This is a genomic window from Maribacter litoralis, from assembly GCF_003075045.1.
Lineage (GTDB): Bacteria > Bacteroidota > Bacteroidia > Flavobacteriales > Flavobacteriaceae > Maribacter > Maribacter litoralis.
The window spans coordinates 701,184-714,731 of the sequence record NZ_QCZD01000002.1; the positions used below are offsets into that span (position 1 = coordinate 701,184).

The window sequence follows — 13,548 nt, forward strand, 5'->3', positions numbered from 1 at the left end:
AGTTACCAACAAAAATATGTTTTTTATCAATCTGTATGAATTTTTAAGGGGGTAAATCTGTAAAAATTAAATTTATTTCTATACACCCCTAATTTTTGTCGGGTATTTTATCATATTTATATTTATACAGTGTAATTTTGTCAAATTAATAATGAATTTAGATATGATGTCATCGAGATTTAAGGCAATAGCAGAAAGTCAAAATAGAAATATTATTGCTATAGAAGAGAAAGGTAGAAGGTCAGACTTGTTCGGTATCAATGTGTTCAACGAAAAAAAGATGCTGCAATACCTTACCAAAGATGCCTTTGAAGGTTTAAAAGGGGCTATGGATTCCGGTTCCAAAATAGATAGAAAAATAGCCGATCAAGTAGCGGAGGCAATTAAGGGTTGGGCCATTACAATGGGGGCTACTCATTATACACACTGGTTTCAACCATTAACGGGTTCTACGGCCGAGAAACATGATGCTTTTTTTGACCTTATGCCAGATGGTACGGCCTTAGAGAAATTTGGAGGCGGCCAATTGGTTCAACAAGAACCAGATGCTTCTAGCTTTCCAAGTGGTGGAATTAGAAATACATTTGAAGCAAGGGGCTATACCGCTTGGGATCCATCTTCTCCTGCCTTTATTTATGGTACTACATTGTGTATACCTACTATTTTTGTCTCTTATACCGGTGAAGCTTTAGATAATAAAGCGCCATTATTAAGAGCTTTGGGAGCGGTAGACGAAGCAGCAACCGCAGTTGCTAAGTATTTTGATAAAACCGTTACAAAGGTCAATGCAACATTGGGTTGGGAACAGGAGTACTTTTTAATAGATAAAGCTCTTGCACATTCTAGACCCGATATTATGATGACCGGTCGCACTTTGGTAGGGGAAACTCCTGCAAAAGGCCAGCAATTAGATGATCATTATTTTGGTGTTATACCTAGTCGTGTATTGAGCTTTATGAGCGATTTGGAACAGGAATGTACAAAATTGGGTATACCGGTAAAGACTAGACATAATGAAGTTGCGCCAAATCAGTTTGAATTGGCACCGGTATTTGAAGAAGCGAACTTGGCAATTGACCACAACCTTCTTCTTATGGATGTGATGGATAAAATAGCCGATAAGCACCATTTTAAAGTGCTGTTCCATGAAAAGCCGTTTGCTGGGATCAATGGGTCTGGTAAACATAATAATTGGTCATTGCAGACCAATACTGGTGTTAATCTGCTGAGTCCTGGTTCTACACCAATGAAGAACCTGCAATTTTTAACCTTCTTTATCAATACGATTAAAGCCGTTGATACTTATGAGGAGCTTTTAAGGTCGTCTATTGCATCTGCCAGCAATGATCATAGGCTGGGTGCCAATGAAGCGCCACCTGCTATTTTTTCAATATTTGTAGGTTCACAGCTTAGTAATGTCTTAGATGAGTTAGAAGGGGTATCTAAAGGTAAATTATCTCCCGAGGAAAAAACGGAACTTAAGTTGAATGTAGTAGGTAAAATTCCAGAAATTTTAATGGATAATACCGATCGTAACAGAACTTCTCCTTTTGCATTCACCGGAAATAAGTTTGAAATGCGTGGCGTTGGGTCTAAAACAAATTGTGCCAAACCCATGACCATTTTAAATACAATAGTTGCAAAGCAATTAAGGGATTTTAAAAAGGAAGTAGATGCGCTTGTCGACAAGAAAAACCTTAAAAAAGATGAAGCTGTTTTTAATGTGCTTCGTGAATATATAAAAACATCTAAAAGAATTCGTTTTGATGGTGATGGCTATAGCATTGATTGGGAAAATGAGGCTAAAAGAAGAAAATTAAGCAATAATAAAAATACTCCCGAAGCTCTTGAGGTGTTGACCTCAAAAGATAGTCTTGCCCTTTTTGGCTCTATGAACGTAATGAGCGAGGTAGAGGTTAACGCCCGCCATGAAGTGGATCTTGAAAATTACATTATGCACGTACAAATAGAAGGTAGGGTGTATAATGAGTTGGTCTACGGTTTTATTGTGCCGGCCGCATTGGAATATCAAAATAAGCTGATAAAAAATGTATCGGGATTAAAAGAAATTTATGGAGCTGCCCATAAAAAATTCTCCGAAGGGCAATTGACCATGATAGAAGAAATTGCAGAGCATGTAGTAAGCATCAAGAAAATGGTTGACGCTATGGCAGATGCTAGAAGAAAGGCTAACGCATTAAAAGATACCAAAAAGAAGGCTCAGGCATATTGCTATAATGTAAAACCCTATTTTTCAGACATTAGAACCCATAGTGATAAATTGGAAAAATTGATGGATAATAACATATGGCCGTTAACCAAGTATAGAGAATTGCTATTTATAGAGTAAGTCTTATTCATAATTTTTAAAAATGAGGGAATATTAAGCTGAACAGAGGTTACAGTTTTAATGATTCCCTTATTTTTGCCACAAATTTATATTATGTCTACATCAAGCAGCGAAAGATATCAGCAACGTGGGGTCTCTGCCTCTAAAGAGGACGTACACAACGCGATTAAAAATATTGACAAAGGTCTTTTTCCTAAGGCTTTTTGTAAAATAGTACCTGATCATTTAACGGGAGATGAAGACTATTGCTTGATCATGCATGCAGATGGTGCCGGTACCAAGTCTTCTTTGGCATATATGTATTGGAAAGAAACAGGAGATATTTCTGTCTGGAAAGGTATAGCTCAAGATGCGTTGATTATGAATATAGATGATTTGATATGTGTTGGTGCTACAGATAATATTATGCTTTCATCAACTATAGGTAGAAATAAAAATAAAATTCCGGGTGAAGTTCTTTCTGCAATTATTAACGGAACGGAGGAGTTAATCGGTGATTTAGCTGAATTTGGTATTACCATACATTCTACAGGAGGCGAAACTGCCGATGTGGGCGATTTGGTTAGAACCATTATTGTTGATTCTACGGTTACTGCTAGACTTAAAAGAAGTGATGTTGTTGATAATGCCAATATTAAGGCAGGTGATGTAATTGTTGGGCTAGAATCTTTCGGTCAGGCAAATTATGAAAAAGAATATAATGGCGGTATGGGGAGTAACGGACTTACTTCTGCTAGACATGATGTTTTTTCAAATTACTTAGCTGAAAAATTTCCTGAGAGTTTTGATGCCGAAGTACCTGAAGATTTGGTGTATTCCGGTGATGTTAAATTGACAGATGCTGTTGAGAACTCTCCCATCGATGCCGGTAAATTAGTTTTATCACCTACGCGAACATACGCACCAATTGTCAAAAAGATACTTTCAAAATATAGTGCGGATCAAATACACGGAATGATTCACTGTAGTGGTGGGGCGCAGACCAAGATTCTTCATTTTGTAGATAATCTTCATGTAATTAAGGATAATTTATTTGATGTGCCACCGCTCTTTCAATTAATTCAAGAACAGTCTGGTACAGACTGGAAAGAGATGTACAAGGTGTTCAATTGTGGGCATAGATTAGAATTATACCTTCCGGAAGAGATTGCAAACGATATCATTGAGGTTTCTAAAAGTTTTGGGGTAAATGCACAGATTGTTGGTAGGGTAGAGGCATCAGATTCAAAAAAACTGACAATTTCAAGCAAGTACGGCACCTTTGTGTATTAGCACATACGATTAGCGCAAATAAATCGTTCTTTTTGTATAAACCTATCTTGCTATGGAAAGAAAAGAATTTTTAAGAACCCTGGGCGCGGGTGCTGCATTTGCTATAACGTTTCCTTGTTTGGGCAGTTGTTCTAAAGACAATGAAGTTGAGGGAGATATTGTTGCGCAACCTACAGATGTAGATTTTACTATTGATCTTACTTCTGATGAAGCTTCCAATCTAGCTGAAAATGGCGGATTTATTTTAAAGAACCTTGTAGTCGTTGTTAGAAATTTAGAAGGTGAATTTGTGGCCGCTACTCAAATATGTAGCCACGAGCAGTACGACCAAGTAAGGTTTATAGATCAAGAAGGTGGTATTTTTTATTGCGATGTGCATGGTTCTAAGTTTTCACAAACGGGCTCGCCATTAAATGAAATTCCTAATAGCACATCAAAAGCATTAAAAATATATAATACCTCACTTGAAGGTGATATTCTACGTGTCTTTGAATAATCTATTAAACTACCCTATTTAAACCAATAACTCCAACCTAACTTATTATTCTTTAATGATTAACATGACCCCCAAGTAGAGAAAGTAAGTGAAACATATTTGTGCTTTATTAATAGTTTTGATGACCTGCTTTACGTACGGTCAAGATAAAAAGTACGTTACGGTAAAAAAGTCGTACGAAGTTATGGGCGGCGATTTCGATATTACTGTAATTTCCGTAGATGAGGAGCTGGGGTATATTTACATACAAGAGGCTTTGGCAGAAGTTCAAAGAATTGAAAAACTCATTTCATCTTGGGATGCGGAATCTGAAACTAGTTTGATCAATAAAAATGCGGGTATCAAACCTGTTCCGGTAAGTTGGGAACTTTTTAAATTAATAGAGCGATCCATACAAATCTCTGAGATTACAAATGGGGCTTTTGATATCACTTTTACGCCCTTAAATGATTTATGGAAGTTAGATGGTTCTATGGAGTCCATGCCAACAACTGCAAACGTAAAGGCTAGACAGGCAAGAATAGGATACAGGAATATTGTTTTAAATAGTAAAGACCAAACCGTATTTCTACGTAAGAAGGGTATGCGAATCTCCTTTGGAGGTATAGGCAAAGGTTTTGCTGCAGATAAGGCAAAGGCCTTATTGGTGTCGAAAGATGTTAAAGCCGGTATTATGAATTTAGATGGCGATATTACTAGCTGGGGTACAAAAGTAACCGGTGATAAATGGTTGATAGGGGTGGTAAATCCCGATTTAAAAGGAGGTATTGCCTCATGGATTCCTATTCTTGAATCTTCTGTTGCAACTACATCTAGTGATGGAAACTTTATTATGTCAGGTAATAAGAAATATACCCATATTCTTAATCCGAAAACAGGATTTCCTGCTACTGGTATCAATAGTGTTTCTGTATTTGCAAAAAGTGCGGAATTATCAGATGCTTTGGCAACTTCTATTTTTGTAATGGGGCTAGATGCTGGTCTGGCGCTTATTAATCAACTTGGGGATACAGAGGTAATTATAGTTGATAGTGCTAATAAAATGTATAAGAGCAATGGCATTCTGCTCAACTGAGTAAAATACATTCAAAGAACTACATTCTTTATTTTATTTCTAAGGTCGATAATCACTTTAGCGTGTCCGTAATTTTATTGTAAATTTGCCGTACAAGTGAAGTAAGCATATGATAGACAAATTAAACATAGTAAAACAACGGTTTGATGAGGTTTCAGACCTTATTATCCAACCTAACATAATATCTGACCAAGATAAATATGTAAAGCTTACTAAAGAATATAAAGACCTTAAAGATTTAATGGATAAGCGAGATGAATATCTAGAGCTTACCAATAATATTGCCGAAGCTGAGGAAATTATTGCCGATGGCAGTGATGAAGAAATGCTAGAAATGGCGAAGATGCAGATGGAAGAGGCTAAGGGTTCGCTTCCAAAGCTAGAAGAGGAAATCAAATTGATGTTGATACCAAAAGATCCTGAAGATGCAAAGGATGTGGTAGTTGAGATCAGAGCTGGAACGGGTGGTGATGAAGCCAGTATTTTTGCTGGTGACCTTTTTAGAATGTATACCAAGTATTGTGAAGGCAGAGGATGGAAAACCAATGTGATCGATCTTAGTGAAGGTACTAGTGGTGGATATAAAGAAATACAATTTGAAGTATCGGGTACCGATGTATATGGAACCTTAAAGTTCGAAGCTGGTGTTCATCGTGTGCAAAGAGTACCACAGACCGAAACCCAAGGTAGGGTACATACAAGTGCCGCAACGGTTATGGTTTTACCAGAAGCTGAAGATTTTGATGTACAAATAGACCCTAAAGATGTTCGTATAGATTTTTTCTGTTCGTCTGGTCCTGGTGGGCAATCTGTAAACACTACATATTCTGCAGTACGTTTAACGCATATTCCAACAGGCTTGGTTGCGCAGTGCCAAGATCAGAAGTCTCAACATAAAAATAAGGACAAAGCATTTAGAGTACTTCGTTCTAGATTGTATGATCTGGAATTGGCGAAGAAACAAGAAGAAGATGCTGCCAAACGAAACTCTCAAGTGAGCAGTGGTGACCGTTCTGCAAAAATTAGAACGTATAACTATCCACAGGGTAGGGTAACCGATCATCGTATAGGTCTTACGTTGTACGACTTGTCTAATATTATTGATGGAGATATCCAGAAGATAATCGATGAGTTGAGTTTTGTTGAAAATACCGAAAAATTGAGGGAAGCCTCCGAGATATTTTAAGATATGACTACCCAAGAATTGGTTGCCCAAATACACAAAAAACAATCGTTTTTATGTATAGGCTTGGATACGGACTTAGAAAAAATTCCTGCTTTTTTATTAGAGGAAGAAGATTCCATTTTTGAGTTTAATAAAGCAATTATAGATGCCACACACGATTTATGTGTGGCATATAAGCCTAATATAGCCTTTTATGAAGCCTATGGCGTACAAGGGTGGTCTGCATTGCGCAAAACAATTAAATACCTAAATAAGAACTATCCTGAAATTTTCACCATTGCTGATGCCAAACGTGGTGATATTGGGAATACTTCAACCAGATATGCAAAGGCATTTTTTGAGGATTTAAATTTTGATTCCATCACAATTGCCCCGTATATGGGAAAAGATTCCGTTGAGCCATTTTTACAGTTCAAGGATAAACATACTATTTTACTTGCCTTAACTTCAAATGAAGGTGCCTTTGATTTTCAAACCAAAAAAACCGATAATAAAGAATTGTATAAAGAAGTATTGTCTGTCTCTACGACCTACAAAGGCTCTGAAAATTTAATGTACGTGGTTGGTGCCACTAAAGCAGAGTATCTTAAAGAAATTCGAGAAATAGTACCAAACAGCTTTTTGTTGGTGCCTGGTGTAGGCGCACAAGGTGGTAGCTTGGTAGATGTTTGCGAATATGGTATGACAAAAGATATCGGACTACTTATAAATTCTTCGCGCGGAATTATCTATGCGTCTGACCAGGAGGATTTTGCAGATACCGCTAGAGAAAAGGCAAAAGAATTACAAGAAGCGATGAAAAAAGAATTAGATAAACTAAACTAAGTCTTCTAAAGTTTTTTTGATTTTCTGTGCTTTCGATTCAAAAAATTCGCCCAATTGCGTATTTGATTGAATGGTGGATGCTTTCTCTAAAAACATTTGATATTGATACTCCAATAGGCTTATCATGTCTGTATTTGCTTCTAAAGGTGTTACTGTTCCTACTTTACAATATTGCTTTTCCATAATCCTGGTTTTAGTTTCTTACAAATATACGTTCAGATTCAGGTTTTGGATGTGTGTATGTGCAGCGGTACACCTAATTTATAGGTAATATGTCTTTTTTTTAACAAATACCGCTAGAATAATTTAATTGAATGGGCATACTTGCTGAATTTTTATATTCTTAAACAGATTGTGAAAAAGAATATATACATTGTACATTACAACTTATTTTAAATGAAAACCTGTGCTCCACTATATTACTTACCATCATAAAACCGCTACTGAGTGGGTCACATTTGTACACGGTGCAGGTGGTAGTTCTTCTATATGGTATAAGCAGATACGAGAATTTAAAAAGCATTTTAATGTTTTACTGTTAGATTTAAGAGGGCATGGTAATTCTAAACCTAGTTTAAAGAATGTATTCGATGAAAAGTATACGTTTAATGTTATAACCAATGATATTGTTGAGGTAATTGATTTTGAGAATATTCAGAAATCTCATTTTATAGGAATTTCATTGGGTACTATTTTGATAAGAAATTTAGCGGAGAATCACCCTGAACGTGTAGAAAGTATGGTGATGGGCGGTGCTATAATGAAATTGAACTTAAGGTCTCAGATTTTAATGAAACTAGGTATCATTTTTAAAACGATTATACCTTACTTATGGCTGTATAAGTTCTTTGCAATTATCATTATGCCCAATAAGAATCATAGGGAATCTAGATTGCTTTTTGTTCGTGAAGCAAAAAAGTTATATCAAAAAGAATTTATTAGATGGTTTAAGCTGACGTCGGAGATAAATCCGTTGTTGCGATTTTTTCGGTCGGCAGACATCAATATCCCCACATTATACGTAATGGGAGAAGAAGATTATTTGTTTTTGCCAAGTATTCGCAAAATAGTAGACTTACATAAAAGTTCACAATTGGTAGTGGTTGAAAATTGTGGTCATGTGGTAAATGTTGAACAGCCCAGATATTTCAACGAAAAAGTAATAGACTATTTAAGTGGGCAATGCTCAATTTAGTTTTCTAACTAGTGTACTCGTCATTGCTGTGCTTAAAAGAGTATAAAATAACAAAAACCGATGCTCCCACCGGTTTTTACTAACTAACTAACTCAAAAAATAACTAACTCAAAAAATTGAAAATGAATGCTTTAATACTGTTCTGTTAAGTTTTAACGCATAACTTTTTAAGTTATTGTAGCTCAGTATAAAAAACTACTTTTTATCTTGAAGAGCGAATACTTTTTTAAGTACATCTGTAGTTCTTGAAGAAAATTGTGTTCTAATTTGTTCCTCTTCTACAGCGATCATTTTATATACACCAGATAGTGCTTCTTGGGTAACATAATCCGTTAAATCAGGATTAATATTGTTGGTCAATGGTATAGTGTTGTATTTGGTGATTATGGAACTCCAAATTTTATCAGCTCCTACTTTTTTGAAAGAATCACTGATTACGGGGTTGAATTTGGCATATAATTCAGTATTCGTTTTGGTTTCTAAATAGGTTGTTGCAGCATCGTTATCTCCTAGAAGAATATTCTTAGCGTCTGCAAAAGACATATCTTTTACGGCATTTACGAAAATAGGGGTAGCTTCGGACACTGCATCTTCAGCGGCACGGTTTAACACCTTTAAGCCTTCATCTGCTAAACTGCCTAAGCCAATATCTCGTAAGGTCTTATCTACCTTTTGTAAATCTTCGGGCAGTAAAATTTTAACCAATTCGTTTTTATAGAACCCGTCAGTTGCGGTTAATTTGCTTACTTGCTTTTCTATCCCTTGGTCTAAAGCTTCTTTTAAGCCATTGGCAATGGTTTCGTTGCTAAGTACGGTGTCTGTAGATGTAGGTAGTTGATTTACAACTTGCTGTAATTCATTACACGATACTGCTAATAGCATGCAAAGTGCCAAACTGATTTTTTTAATCATTATTGTATTATTTAAATAGGGTTTACTTTAGTATTTACGAGAATATCACTGTTTTATTGTTGTACACCATTGTTTTGCGTGCAATATGGAGTTTTACTCCTCTAGACAGTACAATTTTTTCTAAGTCTCTACCCTTGGTAATAAAATCTTCAATAGAGTGAGAATGGGTTACAGTGGTAACATCTTGTTCAATTATTGGACCGGCATCTAGTTCTTCAGTTACATAATGGCTAGTTGCGCCAATGATTTTCACACCTCTTTTAAATGCCGCATGATACGGTTTTGCTCCTGCAAATGCTGGTAAAAAAGAATGGTGGATATTTATTATTTTGTTAGGGTATTTGTCGATAAGTGTACCGCTCACAATTTGCATATATCTTGCTAAAACAATAAAATCTACATTATACTTTTCAAGAATCGCTATTTGTTCTTGTTCGGCAGCTACCTTATTTGCTTTGGTAAAGGGAACATGAAAAAACGGAATGTCAAATTGATCGGCTATGTACTTTAAGTCATTATGGTTGCTAAGAATAAACGGAATTTCTACAGCCAGTTCGCCAGATTGGTATCTACTTAATAAATCATAAAGGCAATGATTATATTTCGAGACAAATATTGCCATTTTAGGTAATTTGTCATCGGTGTGCAAGCTCCATTCCATATTATATGGTGTAGCCAACTCCTTTTGAAACAAAGTCTTAAAATGTTCTAGATTAGATAGGTCATCTTCGAATTCAACAACGGTACGCATAAAGAATACGTTGGCAGGTTTGTCTACATGCTGATCAAGATATACAATGTTACCCTGGTTTCTATGAATAAATCCGGTTACGGTGCTTATAATACCCGCTTGATCCGGACAATGAACTAGTATAGTTGTTTTCAATTGTAAGGTATTTTTGAAGTCAAAAATAGCCCATAATCCTTTAAATACTTGTTATAAAACGTTGTTATGTAATATTTTTTGGATAATTATGAATGTTCAGCTTTCCAAGCCTTGTAAGATTTTCTAAAGCTTTTGATCTCTTTTCTTAACAGGTTGATGTATTCGGTTTCCTTTACTCCATGTTTTTCAAGACCCATGCAGTAAGAGTTAATGTTTCTTATAATAATATTGATGTACGAAATGGTTTCTTTGCGCTCATTAGTACAGTTGGAGTATTCTACTTGAGCGATTTTTTGAGGTATAAGAATAGAATCCGTCAAAATGGAATTGGCCATTATATCCCTAAGACTTTTTGATTCGCAAAGGCGCATTAAATCTTTATTGAATGTAACGTACGAGGCAATCTCTCTGCTCATTGTGCAGAGTTCCAGTGCTTTTCTGTAAATAGGCAGATGTTTTAAACTTCTATATGCCATTGTGTGGGGTATTGTTAGTGTCATATAAAATTACGTTAGTTATTTGATAATATTCTATTGAATGTAAACGTAATTTGTATTTTTACCTTTGATAACAAATAATTAAACAAAAATACTTTTGAATCCAAAGATAGATGAGCTTAATTGGAAAATACTGAAACAATTGCAGGATAATGCAAGGGAATCTTTTGCTAATATTGGTCGTTCTGTAGGGCTTACGGCACCTGCTGTAGCCGAGCGTGTAAAGAAAATGGAAGACCTGGGTATTATACATGGTTACAAGGCAGAAGTGTCTCATGCATTAACAGGTCATCAGTTGAAAGCGATTATTACGTTAAGGGCGTTTATGGGAAAATTAAAACCCTTTTTAGCTGTAGTGCCAAGCTTGCAAGAAGTCATAAACTGTTATAGAATTACTGGTAATGAGAATATTGTAATGGAGGTGGTGCTTAAAGATCAATTTCATCTAGAAAAATTTATTGATCAGCTTATTCAATATGGTGAAACTAGAACCCATATTGTTCTTTCTCAGGTGATTTCCAATGCCCCAATGCATAAAATTAAATGATTTTAATCTTAAACGCTTATTGAAGCTTGGGAATAAAATCATGAATGGAAAATGAAAGTTAGCTAGTAATTAGACCTTGGTAAATGCTTCTAGATAATTTTGGCTAGATTTTTGATAGAAATTAAATAATGAAAAAAATACTACTTCTCACTTTCGTTTTAACCTCTACGGCAATATTTTCTCAAGAATTGAGGCTTTTAAGAGGTGCTATTTCAGAAAATATTATTGTTAACGATACGGTAAACGAAACCTACTCTCTTTATTTACCTACTAAATTTGAGGTCAATAAGGTTTGGCCTGTTGCTTTTGTAATGGACCTTAAGGGTAAGGGTAAGGCTGCAATGTCAATGTTGGTCAATGCCGCCGAGCAAGAGGGCTATGTTTTGGCTAGTTCAGATAATATGAGCGATTCACTATCTATCTCAGAAAATGTTCTTATAGCCAACAGAATGTTCAACTCTGTTTTTAGTACTATACCAACTGAAAAAAACCGTGCTTATACGGTAGGTTTTGGTAGCGGTGCAATGTTCGCTTCCATTCTGCCGACTTTTATAGGTAAACTAGATGGTGTAATTTCTATTGGGGCGGCTATTGGGAATGTGGAAATTTTGAACCCAAAGAAGCCTTTTCAATTTGTTGGGCTGGTAAATAGGTCCGATTATAATTTTACCGAAATGAATAATAGTAAGGATCTGCTGAATAAATTAAAATTCCCCAATGAACTTATTGTTTTTGATGGTGAACGTTTGTTACCGGAAAGTGACTTAATCGTAAATGCATTTAGAATGTTGACTTTAACAAGTATGGCTAAAGGTCATATAGTAAAAAATGATAGTTTGGTGACTTCGTCGTATAATCGGTTTTTAACCTTGGCCAATAATCATCTAAATGACCAAAAACCACTTTTGGCAAGGTATCAGCTATTGGATATGGAAAAAATCTTCAATCCTTTTATGGAATTAGATTCTTTGAAAGCCACGCAAAAAACAATGAAAAGAAGTACTATTTATAGACAAGCCAATAGAAGTCAGAACAGTTATTTTTTAAAGGAATCTTTTACTAAAGAAGATTATAGCTATTATTTAGAAGAAGATGTTATCTCTTATAATTATGCAAATTTAGGTTGGTGGAATTTTCAAATGCAAGAGTTAGATAAATTAGATAAGAGCGCCAACCTTTATGAGCGACAAATGTCTAGTAGGTTACGAGGTTATATCAATGCATTGGTGTCAGATAATATTGATTTTGTTTCCGCCCAGGAAAATTTAGATTTTGAAGCCCTTAATTTGCTGTATATGGTGAAGACTATTACTTCGCCAAAAGAATTTGATGCATATTTGAAGGTAATTTCCATTAGTTCTAAAATGGAAAATTATGGTACAGCTCTTTTTTATTTAGAAGAGTTGCTTAAAAATGGCTATACAGATAAAAATTCGTTGTATTCGCTAGAGCACACAGCTCTATTTAGAATTATGCCGGAGTTCAACGAAATGGTTGAAAAATATCTAAAAAGTGCCAGGTATGATGTTATTGAACGGTAAGGTGTGGTACATTTTCTAGATTCCAGTCTATTACCAAACCTTTAGCTAACGACTTTGCAATTTCTTTTCCGTAAAGAACTTCACATAAATACAAGGCTGCTTCAAAACTTTTTGCTCCTCCGGCTGAAGTGATATATTTTCCATCATGTACAAAAAGAACATTGTCCTTGATGTTAAGATGAGGAAACATAGCTCTGTAATTTTCAACATCACTTGGAAAAGTAGTGGATGCAACAGTGTCTAAAATTCCTGCTTTAGCTAAAGGAAAAGCGCCATCGCAATGACTGGTAACGTACAATGCATTTTTATCTACCTGTTTGATAAAGTTAATCATTACTTCATCTTTTAAGTCGTTATCCATGCTATGTTCTGCACTTGGTACAACCAAAATGTCAATTGTGGGCAGGTCATCTTTTGTATAATCATAGTCTGGTAAAATGCGCACGCCCTCAAAAGTGGTAATGGGTTCTAACGTATTTGCTACGGTAAAGGTATTCATCGCCTTTATGCCGTCTCTAAATTTTGTATGTTGAAATATATCGAACGGTGCAGTAAATTCTGTGTTGAAAGTGCCGTTCATTATAAGAAATGCAACGTTGTAATTTTCGGGGTTTAGCTCGGGCAGTGTTCTAACTACTTCATTGGTAGTAGCTTTTTCGTTTTCGTTTTTTTGTTGATTACAACTAATTAGTATAATCGGTAATAGAAATAAGAGGTATATAGATTTCATATGGATATATTTCGACTTCTAAAGTACAATGATAAG

At 35.4% G+C, this 13,548-nt stretch carries 14 protein-coding genes; 9 read left to right on the forward strand and 5 right to left on the reverse strand.

Annotation, left to right across the window (positions count from 1 at the left end):
- Positions 1-163 precede the first annotated feature (163 nt).
- From DCS95_RS10345 to pyrF, 6 genes are all read left to right on the forward strand, one after another.
- Positions 164-2,350, forward strand: a complete 2,187-nt coding sequence (locus tag DCS95_RS10345) for a glutamine synthetase III family protein (RefSeq protein ID WP_116770941.1) — start codon at positions 164-166, stop codon at positions 2,348-2,350.
- A gap of 93 nt (positions 2,351-2,443) precedes the next feature.
- The gene (locus DCS95_RS10350; protein ID WP_116770695.1) at positions 2,444-3,622 is read left to right on the forward strand and encodes an AIR synthase related protein; all 1,179 of its coding nucleotides are present in this window, start codon (positions 2,444-2,446) and stop codon (positions 3,620-3,622) included.
- Between the two features lie 52 nt (positions 3,623-3,674).
- Positions 3,675-4,118, forward strand: a complete 444-nt coding sequence (locus tag DCS95_RS10355) for a QcrA and Rieske domain-containing protein (RefSeq protein ID WP_116770696.1) — start codon at positions 3,675-3,677, stop codon at positions 4,116-4,118.
- A gap of 121 nt (positions 4,119-4,239) precedes the next feature.
- Positions 4,240-5,193, forward strand: coding sequence for an FAD:protein FMN transferase (locus DCS95_RS10360; protein ID WP_116770697.1), 954 nt, complete (start codon positions 4,240-4,242; stop codon positions 5,191-5,193).
- 109 nt (positions 5,194-5,302) lie between these two features.
- Positions 5,303-6,379: a peptide chain release factor 1 gene (gene prfA / locus DCS95_RS10365; protein WP_116770698.1), complete on the forward strand. Its 1,077-nt coding sequence runs from the start codon at positions 5,303-5,305 to the stop codon at positions 6,377-6,379.
- Between the two features lie 3 nt (positions 6,380-6,382).
- The gene (gene pyrF / locus DCS95_RS10370; protein ID WP_116770699.1) at positions 6,383-7,204 is read left to right on the forward strand and encodes an orotidine-5'-phosphate decarboxylase; all 822 of its coding nucleotides are present in this window, start codon (positions 6,383-6,385) and stop codon (positions 7,202-7,204) included.
- On the opposite strand, the gene DCS95_RS10375 is transcribed toward pyrF, so the two are convergent.
- Positions 7,196-7,387 carry a hypothetical protein gene (locus DCS95_RS10375; protein ID WP_116770700.1) on the reverse strand — a complete coding sequence of 64 codons (192 nt, stop codon included), beginning with the start codon at positions 7,385-7,387 and terminating at the stop codon, positions 7,196-7,198. The genes pyrF and DCS95_RS10375 overlap by 9 nt on opposite strands.
- Positions 7,388-7,610: 223 nt before the next feature.
- On the opposite strand from DCS95_RS10375, the gene DCS95_RS10380 reads away from it, so the two are divergent.
- Positions 7,611-8,399, forward strand: coding sequence for an alpha/beta fold hydrolase (locus DCS95_RS10380; RefSeq protein WP_116770701.1), 789 nt, complete (start codon positions 7,611-7,613; stop codon positions 8,397-8,399).
- A gap of 195 nt (positions 8,400-8,594) precedes the next feature.
- On the opposite strand, the gene DCS95_RS10385 is transcribed toward DCS95_RS10380, so the two are convergent.
- The 3 genes from DCS95_RS10385 to DCS95_RS10395 all read right to left on the reverse strand — a co-directional run bounded on the left by DCS95_RS10385 (position 8,595) and on the right by DCS95_RS10395 (position 10,673).
- On the reverse strand, positions 8,595-9,311 hold the full coding sequence (locus DCS95_RS10385) for a DUF4197 domain-containing protein (protein WP_116770702.1): 717 nt from the start codon (positions 9,309-9,311) through the stop codon (positions 8,595-8,597).
- Positions 9,312-9,345: 34 nt separating this feature from the next.
- Positions 9,346-10,197 carry a formyltetrahydrofolate deformylase gene (purU, locus tag DCS95_RS10390; protein WP_116770703.1) on the reverse strand — a complete coding sequence of 284 codons (852 nt, stop codon included), beginning with the start codon at positions 10,195-10,197 and terminating at the stop codon, positions 9,346-9,348.
- Between the two features lie 86 nt (positions 10,198-10,283).
- Entirely contained in the window at positions 10,284-10,673 is a 390-nt protein-coding gene (locus tag DCS95_RS10395; RefSeq protein ID WP_116770704.1) for a hypothetical protein, read from the reverse strand.
- Between the two features lie 118 nt (positions 10,674-10,791).
- On the opposite strand from DCS95_RS10395, the gene DCS95_RS10400 reads away from it, so the two are divergent.
- Both DCS95_RS10400 and DCS95_RS10405 read left to right on the forward strand, forming a co-directional pair.
- Positions 10,792-11,241 carry an Lrp/AsnC family transcriptional regulator gene (locus DCS95_RS10400; protein WP_116770705.1) on the forward strand — a complete coding sequence of 150 codons (450 nt, stop codon included), beginning with the start codon at positions 10,792-10,794 and terminating at the stop codon, positions 11,239-11,241.
- A gap of 128 nt (positions 11,242-11,369) precedes the next feature.
- Complete coding sequence (locus tag DCS95_RS10405) at positions 11,370-12,782, forward strand: alpha/beta hydrolase (protein ID WP_116770706.1); 1,413 nt, start codon at positions 11,370-11,372, stop codon at positions 12,780-12,782.
- Here DCS95_RS10405 and DCS95_RS10410 read toward each other — a convergent pair.
- Positions 12,769-13,512, reverse strand: coding sequence for a DJ-1/PfpI family protein (locus DCS95_RS10410; protein WP_116770707.1), 744 nt, complete (start codon positions 13,510-13,512; stop codon positions 12,769-12,771). The genes DCS95_RS10405 and DCS95_RS10410 overlap by 14 nt on opposite strands.
- Positions 13,513-13,548 lie beyond the last annotated feature (36 nt).